The organism is Ezakiella coagulans, assembly GCF_003096635.1.
In the GTDB taxonomy this organism is placed as follows: Bacteria; Bacillota; Clostridia; order Tissierellales; family Peptoniphilaceae; genus Ezakiella; species Ezakiella coagulans.
Genome location: NZ_QEKV01000001.1, coordinates 153643 through 170502, shown reverse-complemented (window position 1 = coordinate 170502; position 16860 = coordinate 153643). Strand labels below are relative to the sequence as shown.

Here is a 16860-nt window from a genome sequence, read left to right as displayed (position 1 = left end):
TGGAGTGTTTTTGGAGTGAGGCATATTGATAAATATGTCGCAACGACGAAAACACGGAATCAACCGTTTATCGCAAAATAGCACGCAAATAAAAAACTAATCTGCATTAATAACGTTTCTCTTCGTTTCCAGTATCTTGTTCATCGACACACTCACCTCATCCAGTCCTATGTCCAGATAAAAGTCGAGCATTTTCGGGTCGGCGCCCATTGCACCACAGATGCCGACTTCGATGTCGTTCTTTTTTGCACCTGCGACGGTGAGTTCGATGAGGCGTTTGATTGCAGGGTGGTAGTCGTCACGCATGTGTGCGATTTCGTTATTTGTACGGTCGATTGCGAGGGTGTAGCTCACGAGGTCGTTTGTGCCGATTGAGAAGAAGTCTACATATTTCCCCAGTTCATCAGCGATGATTGCAGCAGCCGGGGTTTCGATCATGATGCCCAGTTTAAATTCTTTAAAGTGTCTCTTTTCATTTTTCAGTTCTTCAAGACATTCGTCGATTATTTCTCTGGTTTCAAGAATTTCTTTCGGCGAGATGACCATTGGAAGCATGACACGCAAGTCTCCGTAGTAAGACGCTCTCAAAAGTGCTCTGAGTTGAGTTTTAAAAAGTTCTCTTTCTGAAAGCGAGAGTCTTATACCCCTTAGCCCCATTTGCGGATTGTCCTCTTTTTTAAGGTCGAGATAATCAACTTGTTTGTCGGCGCCGATGTCCATTGTACGAACAATGACCGGTCTGTCTTTCATAGAGACGACTGCGAGTTTATATGCTCTATATTGTTCTTCTTCATCCGGCGGATTTTTTCTTCCGAGATACAAAAATTCACTTCTAAAAAGTCCGATTCCTTCCGCTCCGTTTTTATTCGCTTCATCAGCTTCAATTTCGGAGCCGATGTTTGCGAACACATTGAGCTTTTTCCCGGACTTTGTCACGGCATTTTTCGAGATATATTCTTTCAGCTCTCTTGCCTTTTCCATTTCTTTTTCAATCTTTTTTTCGTAACTCGACAGCACATCTTCGTCCGGCTCGACAATGAGTTCTTGGGATTCTGCATCTATAATTGCGACCTTGCCGTCAAGGCTATAAATATTTCCACAGTCGAGACTTATCAGTGCCGGTATGTTAAAGTTGTTCGCCAAAATCGTCGTGTGTGAAGTTTTCGAACCACGAAGAGTTGCGATTCCCTTGATTTTCCTGAAATCCATCTCAAGTGTTTCCGATGGATATAGCTCATCCGAAACGAGAATGTATTCCTCATTCATGTCTTCAGCTTTTTTTCCGAGTAAATTCTTTATAACTCTTGTCATTATGTCTTCAACATCGTTTGCACGTGCTCTAAAATACTCGTCTTCCATATCGATAAAGATTTTTTTGAGATCTTCTTTTGCACGAAAAACGGAATATTCCGCAGTGAAGTCCATGTCGATATAGCTTTCGACAGTTCCTATAACTTCAGGATCCGAGAGCATTTCAAGATGTGCCTCGAAAATTTCTTTTTCATCTCCGTCGACACCGCTCTTGATATTTTCAATTTGATTTTTTGCACTTTCAAAAGCATCGAGACTTCTCTTCTTTTCGACCTCGATTCCCGCACCTTTCTTTTCCTCGATTTCCTCTTCCCTTTCAAGGACTTTTTTATTTTAGAAATGCTGATTCCGTTTGAAACGGAAATCCCCTTTATTTTTTGCATATTTCTTCTCCTCGTAAAAATATTCTTTCTATATTGAGCTCGTCGTCAAGCACGAGCAAATTTGCAATATTGCCTTCTCTGATAGTTCCGACACTCCTATCGATACCTAAGAGTTTTGCAGGATTTATCGTCGCCGCTCTTATTGCATCTTCCTCCTTTATACCCGCCTTTATTGCATGTTTCATACAGTCAAAAAGATTCGTTGCGCTTCCGGCAATCGTGTCCGTGCCCTTTATCGTCGCCTTGTTTTTCACCTTGACAATTTTTTGACCGCCAAGCATATATTCTCCGTCCGAAAGCCCCGTCGCTTCGTTCGAATCGGAAACAAGAATCATTCTCGTGTTTCCGAACAATTTAAAAATAAGTCGAATAATCGCATCGTGAATATGAACGCCATCGGTTATAAGTTCAGCGGTGCTGCCATTTTCGAGAGCAGCCGGAATCACTCCCGGTTTCCTGTGGTGAATACCGGGCATTGCGTTAAATGTGTGCGTCAAATGTGAAAAACCGTTTCTGTATGCGTCGACAGCTTCGTCATAGGTCGCATTTGTGTGTGCAACTGAAAGCACATATTTGTCACCGAGTTTTTTTGCAAACTCCATCGCTCCTTTTATTTCAGGTGCAATGCTTATTATTTTTAAAAGCCCGCCGCTTTTATCGTCGAGCCTTTCGACCATTCCCACGTCAGGTTCCATCAAATACTTCGGGTTTTGTGCGCCGATTTTGTCTTTGCTTATAAACGGTCCCTCCATGTGAATGCCGACAACTTCACTGTATTTGTTGTCGTATTCGCCGATTGATTTAAAAATACCGTTAAGAATTTCTTCATTAAAAGTCATAGTCGTCGGACAAAATTGTGTGATGCCATGCTCCAAATTATATTTTGCAATAGTTTCAATCGAGCTCACTTCCCCGTCGGAACTGTCCTTTCCCATCGCTCCGTGCGTGTGGATGTCCGTGAGTCCCGGAATAATTCTTTTCCCCGAAAGGTCAAGTCCGTCCGCCATAATTTCGTCCATAATGAATTTTATTTTTCCATCTTCAATCCATAAATCTTTTCTTTTATATTTTCCGCCAATGAAAACAGCGGCATTTTTTAATAACATAGAATCAACTCCCAATTAAATTATACCCATAAATTTTAGATATACACCTACATTTTTATGATAAAGTGTTTATATAACGCCGTTTTTTGGTATAATATATGTGAGGATGTGGTATAGAGAATCTATTCACATTTGAAAATTTTTTAAAGGAGGGTTTCCTATGAAAAACCTACAAAAATTAGGCAAAGCTTTGATGCAACCTGTAGCAGTTCTTCCTATAGCTGCACTTTTGGTCGGCATCGGCTATTGGATCGACCCGGTAGGCTGGGGTGGCTCAAATAAGCTCGCAGCTATTCTTATTAAATCGGGCACAGCAATCTTAGACAATATTCCTATTATATTTGCAGCCGGTGTTGCATACGGCCTTTCAAAAGACAACAACGGAGCCGCTGCTCTTGCGGGACTCGTTTCTTTCCTCGTTTTAAAACAAATTTTAAATCCTGGAACAGTTGCAATGCTTAAAGGCCTTGACGCAAACGCTGCCGACTATGCAGACCAAATGAAATATATTTCAAATGAACTCGGTTTTGCAAAAATTGAAAATGCTTTGACCGGAATTTTGTCGGGTCTTGTCGGTGCATTAAGCTACAACAAGTTCTATGACAAAAAATTACCGGATGCACTTGCATTCTTCAGCGGCAGAAGAATGACCCCGATCATTGCATCATTCATTATGATCTTTGTATCAATCATTCTTTACTTCGTATGGCCTGTCGTTTTCGCAGGACTTGTAAAATTCGGTAACTGGATGATTGGACTCGGAGCACTCGGTGCAGGACTTTTCGGATTCTTCAACAGACTTTTGATTCCGTTCGGTCTACACCACGCACTCAACTCAGTATTCTGGCTCGACACAATCGGTATCGGCGACATTACAAACTTCCTCTCAGGAGCACAAGCTCTTGAAGCAGGAACAGCTGTAAAAGGTGTAACAGGAATGTATCAAGCAGGTTTCTTCCCGATTATGATGTTCGGACTTCCTGCAGCAGCACTCGCAATGTACACATGTGCAAAACCTGAAAAGAAAAAAGAAGCAATGGGCGTTCTTTTGGCAGGTGCAATCGCATCATTCGCAACAGGTGTTACAGAACCTCTTGAATTCTCATTCATGTTCCTCGCTCCTGTTCTATACCTTGTTCACTCAATCTTAACAGGTATCTCACTTGCAGTCGCAACACTCTTGAAATCAACAGCAGGCTTCGGATTCTCCGCAGGTGTAGTTGACTTTATACTCTCACTTAAAAACCCGGTTGCAAACAAACCGTGGCTATTGATGCTCATGGGTTTAGTTGCATTTGTTATTTACTTTGTTGTATTCAGACTCTTTATCAAGGGCATGAATCTCAAGACTCCTGGAAGAGAAGATGATACAGCTGAAAAAGTAACAACTGCAAAATCAGGCAATGATAAATTCAGAAAACAAGCTGAAATAATTATTGCAGGTCTTGGCGGAATCGAAAATATTGCATCTTTCGACTACTGCACAACAAGAATCAGAGCAACTGTAAATGATCCGACAAAAGTAAATGATGCACAAATCAAATCATCAGGCGCATCAGGACTTATAAAGCCGGACGCAAAATCCATTCAAGTTGTAGTTGGTCCACAAGTGCAATTTGTATATGACGAAATGGTGAAGATGGCATAATGCTTGGACTATTTAAAAAAGCAATTAAAATCTACGCCCCGATGAATGGAAATGTAGTTGATATAACCGAAATCGACGATCCGGTTTTCTCACAAAAAATGGTCGGCGACGGCGTTGCTATAATTCCTGAATCGATGGATGTGCTCGCTCCGATGGACGGAGAAATAACACAATTCTTCGAAACGGGACACGCTTTTTCAATAAAAAACGGCGACATAGAAATTCTCGTTCACGTCGGAATGGACACAGTCGAACTGAAAGGCGAAGGATTTACAAAGATTAAAAAAGTTGGCGACACAGTTAAACACGGCGACGTAATTTTAAAAGTCGACCTTCGTAAAATCGAAGAACTCGGCAAAAAAATTGACACCCCTATCGTCGTTATGGACGCTGAAGACAAAGAAATAAAGAAAATAACGGGTGCTGCAACTGCAGGCGAAACCGTTATCATGGAAGTAAAATAAGAGATGGAGTCCAAATCGGGCTCCATTTTTTGTGCATAAAAAAAGCAGGCGTTAAAACCTGCTTTGAATTTTATCTTATATTCACTATTTTTATTTTCCCATTTTTTATTTTTTGCGTTTTTATTTTTTTGTTCTCGTATCCGAGCACGAGTTGTATAAATCCCTCGTGCGTGAAAACCACAATATCCCCTTCATAAAGTTTTATTTTATCCAAAAATATTTTTACTCTTTTAAATGCATTTTGAAAACTTTCGCCGCTCGGCGGGGCAGTTCTGTCCGGTCCCAACATCCATTCGTTCAAACTCTCGCCGTAATGTTCGATATTTTCTTTGAAAGTCCTTCCGACGAGGTCGCCGAAATCGATTTCATTTACATATTTTGTCACGCGAAGTTTTTCATAATATTTTTTTTGTAGAACGTATTTCGCGGTCTCCTGTGCTCTTTTGTATTCGCTTGCAATAAAAATCGGATTCTTCAGTTTTAACTTATTAAATTCTCTTCTCGTATTTTTTGTGCGAAGTTTTCCAATTGTCGCAAGTTTTACTTCTTTTCCGGCAAATGTATGCGTCAAATTTCCAACCGACATTTCATGCCTTATTAAAATTAAACGGCACATATAAACACCATCCCTATAACTTCAACCGTTTCAACAATCGCTCCATAGATGTCGCCGTTCAGTCCGCCGATTTTTTTCTTTGCCCAAAGTGCCATAAGGTTTGAAGCCAAAATTGCGATACCGATGAAAATGAGCGATTTTATATTTAGAATTGAGGAAATTATAAGCGTTACGATAAATCCGATTGCCCAAAATATACGTGGGTCGGAGCTGTGAAATGTGTAGCCGAGTCCGCTTTTTTTCGTTGTTTCATAAAACGAGAGCACGAACCCTGCGGCAATTCTTGCAATTGTCGGCGGCAATATGAGAAGCCACACATTTTTTTCGATTATGATAAATTCTTTAAGCATTTCAAATTTGATTAAAAGCAAAAATACAATTGTAATGACTCCGAAAGCACCAACGTGACTGTCTTTCATTATTTCCAGTGTCTTTTCTTTGTTACGCATCGAGAAGAATCCGTCCGCCATATCGCTTATGCCGTCGATGTGCATTCCGCCGGTTATGAATATCCAAATGAGTAAAATTATTATTGCCGATACTGCCGGAATCAAATCAAACCGGTTAAAAAGTGTCATTGCTCCTGCAAGAATTACACCGATAAATGCACCCACAAGTCCGAACCACATGAGGCTCCTTCTCAAATTTCCTGTGTCCCACTCGACATTTATCGGGAGATAGAATCTCGTTAAAAATTGAAATGCAACAACTATGGATTCTAAAATTTTCATTTCAGTCTCACCTCAAGTCCCATGCAAACAAAATATGCTCTATCACATTTTGCAGCGACCTCTTTGTTTATTGTCCCGATTAAATCTCGATATACTCTTGCAACTTTCGACTCCGGAATTATACTCATTCCAACTTCGTCAGTCACGATCACAAGTTCCTTGTCATTTTCTCTCGCCCAATCGAGCAATTTTTCGAGTTCTTTTCGCACTACGAGAATCGTTTCTTCAATCGACTTATCGCTCAAGTCGTCCGCCGTTTTTGAAAACATAATATTGGAAACGAAAACTCCGAGCGAATCGAATAGTACATATTTTTCCTCACCCGAAAGTTCGTCAAAATTCTTCAAACATTCGACAGTTCGCCATTTTATTCCCGATTCATCACGACGCTTTACATGTTTTTTTATCCTGAGGTCCATCTCGTCGTCGTAGTTTTCAGCGGTCGCAATATAAATCGCATCGCCTTTTATTAGGCTCTCCGCAAATTCGGACTTCCCGCTTCTTGCACCTCCCGTAACAATGCTAATCATTTTTATCCCTGATATTTACAAGCACGTCAGGAAGAATTTCAATTTCTTCATATCTTCCCATATTTCTCATGAGATAGACCGCCGTGTCTAAAATTTTAAAGAGGAGCATACATCCGGTTCCTTCGCCAAGTCGCATTGAAAGGTAGAGCGTCGGGTGAAGTCCGAGTTCGTTGAACACAAGTTCCACTTGCTTTTCTCTGCTTCTGTGGCTCGGAATGATGTAGTCTATGACGTGTTCGTTCATTCTTACCGCAACAAGTGCTGCAATTGCGGAAATAAATCCGTCTATGACCGCAACTTTTTTGTGCTTTGCGGCACCCAAAAATACACCGACAAGTCCGCATATATCATATCCGCCGACGCATGCGAGAATTTCGAGAGGGGTTTTATTGTATAAGTCATATTTTTTTATCGCTTCGTTCACGACATTCACTTTGTTTTTTAGTCCTTCATTTGTGACACCTGCACCGAGTCCGCAAGTCGTTTCACCGTCAGTCTTTAGAAGGGCAGCAAGAACTGCCGCCGAAGTTGTCGTGTTTCCGATTCCGAGTTCGCCGGTTCCGAAAATGTCGATACCCTTCTTTACAAGTTCGTCGACCATATAAATTCCGGTTTCAATCGCTTTTGTTGCTTCTTCAACAGTCATCGCCGGTTCTTTTCTGAAGTTTTTGGTTTCGCTGTTTATCCTGAAGTGGAGCACATTTTCGTGATTTATTTCACGCCTTGTTCCGATGTCCACAACATAAATTTCAGTATCTGTTTCAAGACACATGTTCGCAGCTCCGGTTTTTCTTTGTGCCATCGAATAAACGAGTTGACTTGTAAGATCCGGATAACCGCTAGAAACATTTTCCTCGATAATTCCATTGTCCGATGCCATAACTATGAGCGCTCTACTTTTAACAAGTGGAAAAATATTGCCTTGAATTCCCGCGATTTTTATTGTAAGTTCTTCGAGTTCTCCCAAAGAGCCGGTCGGGTGTGCAATGCTGTCCCATTCTTTTCTTGGAAGTTCAAACGCCTTTTTATCTACTCCCTTTATACTTTCAATTGTTTCTTCTAAAATTCCCATCAATATTCCCCCAAAATTTTTATTAATTCATCCATGCTCTGAATGCCGTTTTCTTCTTCCGCTTCAATCATAACCACTTTGATGCCCACATTTTTTGCAGCGAGAAGTTTTTCTTTCGTTCCCGAACCTTCGCCGCTGTTTTTTGTTACGAGATAATCCGCATCATAAGTTTTTATGAGTGCTGTGTTTAATTCTTCATCAAAAGGTCCAAGCATCGCACAGATGTCCTTCATCGGAACTCCGAGCTCTGAAATTTTTTCAATGCTTTTAACACTCGGAAGAATTCTGAAAATCATTCTGCTATCGTTTTTAACTTTCAAAAATCTTTCGCATTCGTTAACACCCGTCGTGAAAAAATATGTGCCCGGGTGCGACGAGATAAATTTCTCCGCTTCATCGTAACTTTTCACATAAATAATATAATCTTCAGAAAAACTTGTGACCTTTCTGTTGAATCGTACAAAATCTATATTGTATTTTTTTGAAAAGTCCGCGATTGACTTTTTTATATGTCTTGCAAACGGATGCGTCATGTCGACGATGAGATTTATGTCGTTCTCTTTAACAAAAGATAATTTCTCCTCTTCCGTCATACTCCCAACTCGCACTTTCAAATCTTTCGGCAGAAATTCACGTGCTTCATCGGTCGTAACCGTGACAATTATATTGTCATAATTTGAAAGTTTATCAAGTAAAAGCGGAACCTCGTGTGTTCCGCCTAAAATCCAAATCATATATCATAGCCTCTTTTGGTTATAATAGTGTCGCCGTGAATGTAGCTTGTGCTGTTTCCGATAATGACAATTGTCTTCATGTCGACAGATTCGCAGTCAATTGTGTCGAGCGTTGCAATCTCTTTACTAAAATCGTCTCTGCCCGAATTTCTAACGATGCCGACAGGTGTTGTGCCCTTACGGTATTTTTTAATAATTTGAATCGCTTCATTCAAATAATCCGGTCTGCCCTTGCTTCTCGGATTATAAAGAGAAATTACAAAATCAGCTTCCGCAGCGAGCTCAACGCGTTTTTTTATTTTTTCATAGCTCACAAGAAGGTCCGAAAGACTTATGATTGCTGTGTCCATCATAAGCGGTGCTCCAAGGTCAGCCGCAGCACTGAAGACTGCACTCACTCCCGGTACCACTTCAAACTTGACGTCACTGTCTTTTAAAAGTTCGATGACCGGTCCCGCCATTCCATAAAGTCCGGCGTCTCCCGTTGAAATGATTGTAACGTTTTTGCCTCCCTCTGCAAACTCAATCGCTTTTTTACATCTTTCAATTTCGCCCGTCATGCCGGTTGAAAAAGTCTCCTGATCCGTTAAAAATTCCGAAACATATTCGATATATGGTTTATAGCCGACGATAACGTCGGATTCTTTTATTTTTTGAACCGCTTCGAGCGTCATTCTCTCTTTTCCGCCCGGTCCAATTCCTATAATATAAAGCATTTTACCTCACCTTTCCAATTGATATTGTAACTCCATTATAAACATATTTTTCAATTATCAAATCTCCGAACAATGCCGCCGCCCTTGCAGACACAGCACCGCATCCGGTTGTTTTTTTCACAAATTCCGATTCCTCAAACTCGCCTTCGACTTCATTCAAGACTTTATCGGAATATGTTTCGAAAGGAACCTTCAGTTCTTTCGCCGCTTCAACGATTCCAACTTCATCTTTTTTCAAATCAATAGAAACAAATTTTACAATCGAAAGAATTGAAAGTTTTTTCATTTCGAAAGCATTTTCGAGTGCTTTCAAAACCGTTTCCTTTGGTGTTCCTCTCTTTGCTCCGATTCCGACAACAAGTTCCCTCAGTCTTAAAGAGGTTGTCGGAACTGAAAAATTATACACCGTCGACGAAATAACAAGTGCCGCTTCGGCCTCCTCTTCGTTTTCGGCAACAAACGGATATTCGTATTTAAAAGCTGTGTCATTTTTGATTATGACTTTACGCTTTTCGACAATTCTCGCCATAACGGGTGCGATACTCTTTATATCCTCAATTACGAGCGAATGTTTTTTTGCAAACATATCGATTGACTCCACGCCATGTGAATCCGACGCCGTCGTCACAACAGCTGTCGCACCGATTCGATTTGCAATCTTTGTCGCAAGTTCATTTGCACCGCCGAGGTGCCCCGAAAGAATCGGAATGACAAATTTTCCGCATTCGTCCATCACGATGACCGCAGGGTCCGTGTCTTTTGAAACGATGTAGTCCTTAATCATTCTGACTGCGATTCCGCATGCCGAAATAAATATGACCGCATCGTAGTCACGCATGATTTTCGGCATATATTTTTTGACGCCGCCGGTCAATTTTTTGTTGAAATACAAATCGCCGTTTATTCTGAGCCTTTTGTAGAGCTCAAGCCCTCCGTCGGTGAATGTGACAACCGCAGTTTTACTCATCTTTATCTTTCTTCGGAACCGCTTTTCTGTATTCCGTTTCGAAATGCTTGTCGTAAAGTTTTGAGAGTTCAAAATCCGTATCCAAAAAATCTCCGACCAAAATCATCGCTTGCTTTCCAATATTTTCGAAACGAACTTTTTCCGCAATGTCAGAAATTGTTCCCGTGACAATTTTTTGGTCCGCCCATGTTGCACGATAGACAACTGCAATCGGCGTTTCTTCGGTGTAGCCCTCCAAAAGTTCTTTGCAAACGTCTTCAATCATAGAAATCGAAAGGAAAATCGCCATCGTTGCATGGTGCTTCGAAAGCTCAGCAAGACTTTGTCCTTCCGGAACCGGCGTTCTTCCCGCCATTCTCGTAATGATTATAGTTTGCGTTACGCCCGGAAGTGTCATTTCCTTTTTAAGCTCTGCATTCGCAGCGGAGAAACTTGAAACGCCCGGCACAACTTCGTAGTAAATGTCGTGCTTGTCGAGTTCTCTCATCTGTTCCGCAATTGCACCGTAGATTCCCGGGTCGCCCGTGTGAAGACGTACAGTGGTCTTCTTTTCCTTCTCCGCTTTCAAAAATACTTCCATGACTTCATCGAGATTCATTGTTGCGGAATTGTATACTTCCGCATCTTCTCTCACATAATCAAGCTGTCTTTTTGAAACGAGACTCCCCGCATAAATCACGACGTCAGCTTCTTCCAAAAGTTTTCTTCCCTTTATAGTTATCAAATCCGGGTCGCCCGGACCTGCTCCAACAAAAAATATCATTTAACACCTCTAATCAAAAAAATAGGATTGTTCGCAATCATCATTCCGATTTTATTTATCTCCGACGTTTGAATGAGCGTCGATTCAACTTCTTTGAATTCGTGCATAAGAGCCATTGCCTCTGTATAGTTCTTTGGCAAAATAAATGTTAGAACAATTGTGCCGCCGACTTTTAAACTGTCGTATGCCGCGTCAATTATCTCCTTCATTCTCCCCTTTGTTCCACCGATGAAAATTTTGTCGTACATTTCGCCCCTGATTCCATCGGGAGCCATCAAATTTTTCGTTTCAATTTTCACGCCGAACTTTTCAGCATTTTGGTTTATTAAACTTATGCCCTCTTCTTCTATTTCAATTGCTCTAACTTCTGCTCCGCGAAGTGCCATCTCAACCGAAACGCTTCCCGTGCCTGCCCCGACGTCAAGAGCTTTGTCGCCTCTTTCTATGTCGAGTGCATCCATTATATAAGCACGAATTGTACGCTTCGTCATCGGTATGTCGCCGCGGATAAAAAGAGCGTCATTAATTGCTCTCATTTAAAATCTCCACATACATAAGATTCAAATCGCTTTTAATTTCAATATCATCACCGATTTCATATCTATCGACAGCTTCGTCATCGTAGCTTAGATTAAAGCCAACGACAATCTTTCCTCTGTATCCTTCGCCATAAAGCCATTTTGAAATACTGTCCGGATTATTTTTCGAATCCGTATAAATCATAAGCTTGTCATTTGAAATCAAATCTTTGTTCAGCTCACGACCGTGAAAAGAAATCGAAGTGACGTCATTTAATGAAATGTTTTCGTATCCCGCCATGTACGAAACGCAAGAAATACCCGGAATTGTTTTTATCTTATATCTTTTTGAAAGATATTCACCGATTCCGAAAAAACTCGGGTCCCCCGAAGCCAAAACCGAAATGTCGACGTCTTCGTTCATGTGTTCATTCAAGAAATCTGTAATTTCTTTTAAGCTATCTATTTCAATAATCTTAGCCATTGGCTCTATAGTTTCTTTTACTCGCTTGTACGAAAGCACATAGTCACTTTTAAAAATAATATCCTCTGCAATATTTGTCAGATATTTCGGATTGCCCGGTCCTATTCCAACAACATAAATCATTAAATCACTCCTCTTTCCATAGAATAGATAATAACTTTCACATCGAGGTCGCTCTTTTTAAGATATCTTCGAACTCTTTCCTCGGCGCCCTTTTCCATAAGTTTTATTACCTCACTGTATCCCATATCAATCGCCATATTCATCGCAATCTCGGCGGTGTTTTGGCTGCAAATTTTAAGTACGTCCTCTCTCTTCGCATTCATTTTAAATAAATAGTAAACGAACGCCTCCATTCTCGTGTCCGAAACGTTTGAGTGAGTGTTGAAAATTCCAATTGAAAGCTTTGAAAACTTGCCGATATGCCCGACTAAAATAATTTTCTTAAAACCGTCTTCGAGTGCCATCTTTAGAGCATCTCCGACATAGTTACTCATCTCAACTGCGGGTTTTTCAACGTTCATTTTTTTGAGCATATCCTTGCCGTAACTCCCCGGAACCAAAACAATTTCATCGGTTCCATACTCCTCTTTGTTCATGTTGAGTTCGAGTTTGATTGTGTCGAGAAGTGCTTTTTCGCTCATCGGATGAACGATGCCCGTCGTTCCTATAATTGAGATTCCGCCTTCAATCCCCATATTTTCATTGTATGTCTTCTTTGCGATTTCCCGACCATTTGGAACATAAATCTCGACGTCGAAACCGCCAAAAGGTTTCAGTGCATCTTGAATCATTTTTCTCGGTGTCGGGTTTATTGCATGTTCGCCGACTTTTCCAAAAAGCCCTTTGCGTTTTATTGTGCCTACTCCCTCGCCGCCGGTAATGACAATCTTGTCGTCATTTCTCTTTCTGACTTTTGCACCGATTAAAATTCCGTCCGTCACGTCCGGATCGTCGCCCGAACTTTTTCTTATCTCGGAATAAGCGTACTCTCCCTCGATTTTTTTATTCAAAACTTCCAAAATCAAGGTTATACCCGACGGCGTTTCGAGTTTAAGTATATCGCTCTCATCGTTCATAAGCATTTTTGCAGCAGAAAGAGCCGCCGCAGTTGCACAACTTCCCGTTGTGTAGCCGAGGCGGAGCCCATTTTCATAAATCTCATGACCTTTTCCAAGCAATTTTTCTTCCAACTAAAAATCCCTCTCGATAAAACTGTATAAAAGTGCATTTATAACTGAAACCGCAACATTTGAGCCACCCTTTGAGCCATTCGTCCTTACAAAAGGCACTTCAACTGTCGAAAGTTCCTCTTTCGATTCAGCCGCTCCAACAAATCCGACCGGTACGCCGATGATGAAATCCGGAGAAATATCGCCTGCTTTTATATGTTCGATAAGTCTAAAGAGTGCTGTCGGCGCGTTCCCGAACGCAAACATTGTAACGCCGTCATTTATAGCTTTGTCTATTGCTGCCATTGAACGAGTTATCTCTTTTTCCTTTGCTATTTTTCGAACATCCTCATCGGAAACACAGGTGAAAACTTCAATATTCGCCTTTTCAAGTGCCGGCTTGTTCACACCTGCTGTAATCATATTTGTGTCGGCGTAAATCTTGCCGCCCTTTTTCATTGCCGCAATAGCTCTTTCAACGAAATTATTTTGAAATTCGATAATATGTCTGTAGTCAACATCGCCCGTCGTATGAATCATACGCTTAACAATAGGGAGTTCCCCTTCTGTAAACGTCACATCACTTAAATACGGGGCAATAATATCCATTGAATTGCTTTCAATTTTTTTCGGATTCTTTATATACATTAAATTTTCCTTTCCAAAAATTGTAAAATCATATTGCTTACAGCATCCGGGTGAGCGTGGCTGTATGAACCGTAAGCATTTCTTTCCTTGTATCCGTCGCTGTGTCTTGTTTCGCCTGTTTCGTCGCTCGGTTTACTCAATGTGAGCATCGATCTGCTTGAAGTTTCATAAATCCCACGGTGATATTCACGTGCATTGAATTCACCACGTTGTGTACCAAGCCATTCATCTTCGATTACCGCCTTTTGGTAACCGAAATGGATCAGGTTCTTTGTCATTGATGAAAGTCCCGGGAAAATTCCTACCATAGGCACTTCTCCAATTCTTTTTGAAAGATAGATAAGTCCTCCACCATAAGCTATAATTCTTCCACCTTTTCTATGATATTCTCGAAGTGAATTCATCATTGATTCATTTTTTGAAAGTTGGTATCTGAAGAGTTCAGGATATCCTCCGCCGATAACAACCAAATCAGTATCAGCCGGAATTTCTTTGTCTTCAAGTGGTGAGAAGAATGTCGCTGCATCATATAGTTCAGAATCATAGTGGAAACAGAACGCATCATCATTTGCCATTAAAATCTTGTATTTCTTAAATGGATTTTCCTGAATTTTATCCTGTTCACTTGTTTGTTGTGTAGCAGCCATGAGCACTCCCCTTATGTCAACAGTCTGCTTCATTTGATTGGTGATTATATTGAGCCTTTCATCGATATCTTCGACTTCTTTCGGCCTTATAAGTCCCAAACTTCTTTCGTGAATTTCAAGCCTTCTGTCACGTGGAATATATCCGAGTGCACTAATGCCTACGTATTTTTCAATTTGCGGTGCAATCATATCATAAATCTTTTTACTTGTTTTATTAAATATAACACCTTTAATTTGGCCTTCGCTGAAATCAACCATTCCCTTAATCTTAGGAACCATCGTAAACATTTCTCCCTTAGGTTCGTAAAGAAGAATTGCACCTATATCAAGCTTCTTCGAAAGGTCAAAGCTACTTGCTTCAAACGTGTTTCCTGAACCGTCAAAGTATCCCATGACTCCCTCGACGAGAAGCACATCATTTTTCACAGCGATTTTATTAATTTTACTTCTTATTAAATCTTCGTCCATCAAAAATAGGTCGAAGTTTTCACTCTTCTTGCCGGAAGCATAGGTTAAATATTCAGCATCTATATAGTCAGGACCTGTCTTTGCTCCCATAACTTCAAGGTCCAATTCCTTAAATAATTTTATTAAAGCGGTGCTTATAAGCGTCTTTCCTGTGTTGGAAGACGGCGCCGTTATCATAAGTTTTCTTAATGTATTTCGTTTATTATCTTCCATTTTTTTCCTCCTTTAAAGCTTTTAAAAGCTTTTCATTATCCTCGTCTTTTTTTACAGCAACTCTTATATATTGATGCCCCAAATTTGCATAATTATCACACTTTCTGACCAAAATCCCTTTTTTTAAGAGATTTTGAAATAACATTTCGTTGTCAAAGTCCGTTTTAATCAATATATAGTTTGCGTCCGACGGAAGCGGATGAATTCCATCTATTTTTTTAAGCTCCAAAAAGAGCTTATCTCTGGATTTTGCTAGTTTCGCTTTCGATGATATAATAAACTCCTCATCCAAAAGTAAATCCTCTCCCAAATTTTCAACAAGCGATGAAACAGACCACGTAGGAATGTGGTTATCAATATCGTTTTTGAAATTCGAAACCAAATATCCGAGTCTTAAACCCGGAAGCGAGAAAAATTTTGTCGCAGCTCTCACCACAAACAAATTTTTGTATTTCGATATTTCTTTTGCCAAGTCATAATCCACGCTTGAAAATTCATGAAATGCCTCGTCCATCAAAATCGCTCCGCCGTTATTTGAAACTTTTTCATAAATCTCGTCGAACTCTTTTTTTGAAAGACTTACTCCGCTCGGATTGTGCGGGCTTGTGATAATTACGAGAGTATTTTCTAAATCAAAATCCAAATCGTGCACATTCGGCTTAAAAGATGAATCCAAATTTATTTTTTTTATATTTTTCTTTTGCACTCGTGCACGTATTTCGTATTCCATAAATGCAGGTTCAAATATTACAATGTTTTCATAGAGCGAGATTGTCGCATCAATCACTTCCATCGCACCGTTTCCAAGTGAAATGTGTGTTTTGTCCACTCCGAGATATTTCTCGAGCACGTCAAAAAGTTTTCCATACGACACATCCGGATATCTTGCAATCAAATCGAGATGTTCTCTTATATTTTTCTTGACCCTCTCGGTCGGTCCGTATGGATTTATATTGCTCGAAAAATCGAGAAGATCTCCGCTCTTTGAATATTTAAAAATATTTGCACCATGCCCTTTATTCATTTTTCCATCCAATCATGAGGGACATATAATTCTCCCTTTCTAAAATTTCTTCTTTTTCTCGAAGTATAAGTTCGTTTTCCGCCGAAACATTTTCAAGATAAATATAAGAAAAATTGTGTGCTTCGAGCTTCTCTATCACTTCTTTTTTATTTTTATAAGTTTTTAAAATTGCAATTCTGTCGACAAAATCGAGATTTGCGTTTTCGATATCATCGGTCAAGAGAAAATTCTTGCCCTTTGTTGCAAGTGGCACTCCTGCGAAGTCCGCTGCCGCCAAAAATGATGGAATGCCCGGCGACATTTCAAAAGAGATTTCCTCATCGAAATAAAGAGTATTTATAAATGTGCTGTAAATTGCAGCGTCGCCAATCGTAATAAAAACTCCGGACTTGTTGTCCGACAAATTCTCGTGGATAATTTCGAGATTCTTTTTGTATATTTCCGGTCCGACTTTTCCCATAGGAAAATCGAGATAAATAATATTTTCAGTTTTGATATACTCGCGAACCGTGTCAAGTGCCATATTTTTGCCCTTGTTGTTCGGTGCGAAAATTACATCGGCATTTTCAATAAGTCTTGCACTTCTAACTGTTATTAAGTCAGATGCCCCCGGACCTGTGCCGATGCCGTAGAGTTTTTTCATCT

19 protein-coding genes are annotated in these 16860 nt (G+C 40.3%); 2 read left to right on the top strand and 17 right to left on the bottom strand.

Annotated elements, in window-relative coordinates; translation table 11 throughout:
* Window positions 1–96 precede the first annotated feature (96 nt).
* Complete coding sequence (ptsP, locus tag C7381_RS00780) at window positions 97–1614, bottom strand: phosphoenolpyruvate--protein phosphotransferase (protein WP_116479549.1); 1518 nt, start codon at window positions 1612–1614, stop codon at window positions 97–99.
* Between the two features lie 67 nt (window positions 1615–1681).
* Complete coding sequence (gene nagA, locus C7381_RS00775) at window positions 1682–2800, bottom strand: N-acetylglucosamine-6-phosphate deacetylase (protein ID WP_116479548.1); 1119 nt, start codon at window positions 2798–2800, stop codon at window positions 1682–1684.
* Window positions 2801–2960: 160 nt separating this feature from the next.
* On the opposite strand from nagA, the gene nagE reads away from it, so the two are divergent.
* Together nagE and C7381_RS00765 are read left to right on the top strand one after the other, a co-directional pair.
* Window positions 2961–4448 carry an N-acetylglucosamine-specific PTS transporter subunit IIBC gene (gene nagE / locus C7381_RS00770; RefSeq protein WP_116479547.1) on the top strand — a complete coding sequence of 496 codons (1488 nt, stop codon included), beginning with the start codon at window positions 2961–2963 and terminating at the stop codon, window positions 4446–4448.
* On the top strand, window positions 4448–4912 hold the full coding sequence (locus C7381_RS00765; RefSeq protein WP_116479546.1) for a PTS sugar transporter subunit IIA: 465 nt from the start codon (window positions 4448–4450) through the stop codon (window positions 4910–4912). The genes nagE and C7381_RS00765 overlap by 1 nt, the downstream gene beginning before the upstream one ends.
* Window positions 4913–4982: 70 nt before the next feature.
* On the opposite strand, the gene C7381_RS00760 is transcribed toward C7381_RS00765, so the two are convergent.
* From C7381_RS00760 to C7381_RS00690, 15 genes are read right to left on the bottom strand one after another with little or no spacing between them, the layout of a single operon-like run.
* A complete protein-coding gene (locus tag C7381_RS00760; RefSeq protein ID WP_165803541.1) occupies window positions 4983–5498 on the bottom strand; it encodes a histidine phosphatase family protein in 516 nt (171 codons plus the stop codon).
* Between the two features lie 17 nt (window positions 5499–5515).
* Window positions 5516–6259, bottom strand: coding sequence for an adenosylcobinamide-GDP ribazoletransferase (cobS, locus tag C7381_RS00755; RefSeq protein ID WP_116479544.1), 744 nt, complete (start codon window positions 6257–6259; stop codon window positions 5516–5518).
* Entirely contained in the window at window positions 6256–6789 is a 534-nt protein-coding gene (locus tag C7381_RS00750) for a bifunctional adenosylcobinamide kinase/adenosylcobinamide-phosphate guanylyltransferase (protein ID WP_116479543.1), read from the bottom strand. Before C7381_RS00750 ends, cobS begins: the two co-directional genes overlap by 4 nt.
* Window positions 6782–7861: a nicotinate-nucleotide--dimethylbenzimidazole phosphoribosyltransferase gene (cobT, locus tag C7381_RS00745; RefSeq protein WP_116479542.1), complete on the bottom strand. Its 1080-nt coding sequence runs from the start codon at window positions 7859–7861 to the stop codon at window positions 6782–6784. Before cobT ends, C7381_RS00750 begins: the two co-directional genes overlap by 8 nt.
* The gene (cobK, locus tag C7381_RS00740) at window positions 7861–8595 is read right to left on the bottom strand and encodes a precorrin-6A reductase (protein ID WP_116479541.1); all 735 of its coding nucleotides are present in this window, start codon (window positions 8593–8595) and stop codon (window positions 7861–7863) included. Before cobK ends, cobT begins: the two co-directional genes overlap by 1 nt.
* Window positions 8592–9311: a precorrin-3B C(17)-methyltransferase gene (cobJ, locus tag C7381_RS00735; RefSeq protein WP_116479540.1), complete on the bottom strand. Its 720-nt coding sequence runs from the start codon at window positions 9309–9311 to the stop codon at window positions 8592–8594. Before cobJ ends, cobK begins: the two co-directional genes overlap by 4 nt.
* Window position 9312: 1 nt before the next feature.
* Window positions 9313–10278 carry a cobalt-precorrin 5A hydrolase gene (locus tag C7381_RS00730; protein ID WP_116479539.1) on the bottom strand — a complete coding sequence of 322 codons (966 nt, stop codon included), beginning with the start codon at window positions 10276–10278 and terminating at the stop codon, window positions 9313–9315.
* The gene (gene cobM / locus C7381_RS00725) at window positions 10271–11041 is read right to left on the bottom strand and encodes a precorrin-4 C(11)-methyltransferase (RefSeq protein ID WP_034547391.1); all 771 of its coding nucleotides are present in this window, start codon (window positions 11039–11041) and stop codon (window positions 10271–10273) included. Before cobM ends, C7381_RS00730 begins: the two co-directional genes overlap by 8 nt.
* Window positions 11038–11577: a precorrin-6Y C5,15-methyltransferase (decarboxylating) subunit CbiT gene (cbiT, locus tag C7381_RS00720; RefSeq protein ID WP_034547393.1), complete on the bottom strand. Its 540-nt coding sequence runs from the start codon at window positions 11575–11577 to the stop codon at window positions 11038–11040. Before cbiT ends, cobM begins: the two co-directional genes overlap by 4 nt.
* Window positions 11564–12166: a precorrin-6y C5,15-methyltransferase (decarboxylating) subunit CbiE gene (gene cbiE / locus C7381_RS00715; RefSeq protein WP_116479538.1), complete on the bottom strand. Its 603-nt coding sequence runs from the start codon at window positions 12164–12166 to the stop codon at window positions 11564–11566. Before cbiE ends, cbiT begins: the two co-directional genes overlap by 14 nt.
* A complete protein-coding gene (gene cbiD, locus C7381_RS00710) occupies window positions 12166–13236 on the bottom strand; it encodes a cobalt-precorrin-5B (C(1))-methyltransferase CbiD (RefSeq protein ID WP_245893678.1) in 1071 nt (356 codons plus the stop codon). The genes cbiE and cbiD overlap by 1 nt, the downstream gene beginning before the upstream one ends.
* Complete coding sequence (locus C7381_RS00705) at window positions 13237–13863, bottom strand: precorrin-8X methylmutase (RefSeq protein WP_034547442.1); 627 nt, start codon at window positions 13861–13863, stop codon at window positions 13237–13239.
* Window positions 13863–15191: a cobyrinic acid a,c-diamide synthase CobB gene (locus C7381_RS00700; protein WP_116479537.1), complete on the bottom strand. Its 1329-nt coding sequence runs from the start codon at window positions 15189–15191 to the stop codon at window positions 13863–13865. The genes C7381_RS00705 and C7381_RS00700 overlap by 1 nt, the downstream gene beginning before the upstream one ends.
* The gene (locus C7381_RS00695; RefSeq protein ID WP_116479536.1) at window positions 15181–16215 is read right to left on the bottom strand and encodes a pyridoxal phosphate-dependent aminotransferase; all 1035 of its coding nucleotides are present in this window, start codon (window positions 16213–16215) and stop codon (window positions 15181–15183) included. Before C7381_RS00695 ends, C7381_RS00700 begins: the two co-directional genes overlap by 11 nt.
* Window positions 16208–16858 (bottom strand): precorrin-2 C(20)-methyltransferase, encoded by a 651-nt coding sequence (locus tag C7381_RS00690; protein WP_116479535.1) that lies wholly within the window; start codon window positions 16856–16858, stop codon window positions 16208–16210. Before C7381_RS00690 ends, C7381_RS00695 begins: the two co-directional genes overlap by 8 nt.
* Window positions 16859–16860: the final 2 nt, after the last annotated feature.

What these genes read in the sequence shown, in the direction of transcription:
- nagA (WP_116479548.1), bottom strand. Translation starts at nt 2,800, where the DNA reads ATGTTATTAAAAAATGCCGCTGTTTTCATTGGCGGAAAATATAAAAGA.
- nagE (WP_116479547.1), top strand. Translation starts at nt 2,961, where the DNA reads ATGAAAAACCTACAAAAATTAGGCAAAGCTTTGATGCAACCTGTAGCA.
- C7381_RS00765 (WP_116479546.1), top strand. Translation starts at nt 4,448, where the DNA reads ATGCTTGGACTATTTAAAAAAGCAATTAAAATCTACGCCCCGATGAAT.
- C7381_RS00760 (WP_165803541.1), bottom strand. Translation starts at nt 5,498, where the DNA reads ATGTCGGTTGGAAATTTGACGCATACATTTGCCGGAAAAGAAGTAAAA.
- cobS (WP_116479544.1), bottom strand. Translation starts at nt 6,259, where the DNA reads ATGAAAATTTTAGAATCCATAGTTGTTGCATTTCAATTTTTAACGAGA.
- C7381_RS00750 (WP_116479543.1), bottom strand. Translation starts at nt 6,789, where the DNA reads ATGATTAGCATTGTTACGGGAGGTGCAAGAAGCGGGAAGTCCGAATTT.
- cobT (WP_116479542.1), bottom strand. Translation starts at nt 7,861, where the DNA reads ATGGGAATTTTAGAAGAAACAATTGAAAGTATAAAGGGAGTAGATAAA.
- cobK (WP_116479541.1), bottom strand. Translation starts at nt 8,595, where the DNA reads ATGATTTGGATTTTAGGCGGAACACACGAGGTTCCGCTTTTACTTGAT.
- cobJ (WP_116479540.1), bottom strand. Translation starts at nt 9,311, where the DNA reads ATGCTTTATATTATAGGAATTGGACCGGGCGGAAAAGAGAGAATGACG.
- C7381_RS00730 (WP_116479539.1), bottom strand. Translation starts at nt 10,278, where the DNA reads ATGAGTAAAACTGCGGTTGTCACATTCACCGACGGAGGGCTTGAGCTC.
- cobM (WP_034547391.1), bottom strand. Translation starts at nt 11,041, where the DNA reads ATGATATTTTTTGTTGGAGCAGGTCCGGGCGACCCGGATTTGATAACT.
- cbiT (WP_034547393.1), bottom strand. Translation starts at nt 11,577, where the DNA reads ATGAGAGCAATTAATGACGCTCTTTTTATCCGCGGCGACATACCGATG.
- cbiE (WP_116479538.1), bottom strand. Translation starts at nt 12,166, where the DNA reads ATGATTTATGTTGTTGGAATAGGACCGGGCAATCCGAAATATCTGACA.
- C7381_RS00705 (WP_034547442.1), bottom strand. Translation starts at nt 13,863, where the DNA reads ATGTATATAAAGAATCCGAAAAAAATTGAAAGCAATTCAATGGATATT.
- C7381_RS00700 (WP_116479537.1), bottom strand. Translation starts at nt 15,191, where the DNA reads ATGGAAGATAATAAACGAAATACATTAAGAAAACTTATGATAACGGCG.
- C7381_RS00695 (WP_116479536.1), bottom strand. Translation starts at nt 16,215, where the DNA reads ATGAATAAAGGGCATGGTGCAAATATTTTTAAATATTCAAAGAGCGGA.
- C7381_RS00690 (WP_116479535.1), bottom strand. Translation starts at nt 16,858, where the DNA reads ATGAAAAAACTCTACGGCATCGGCACAGGTCCGGGGGCATCTGACTTA.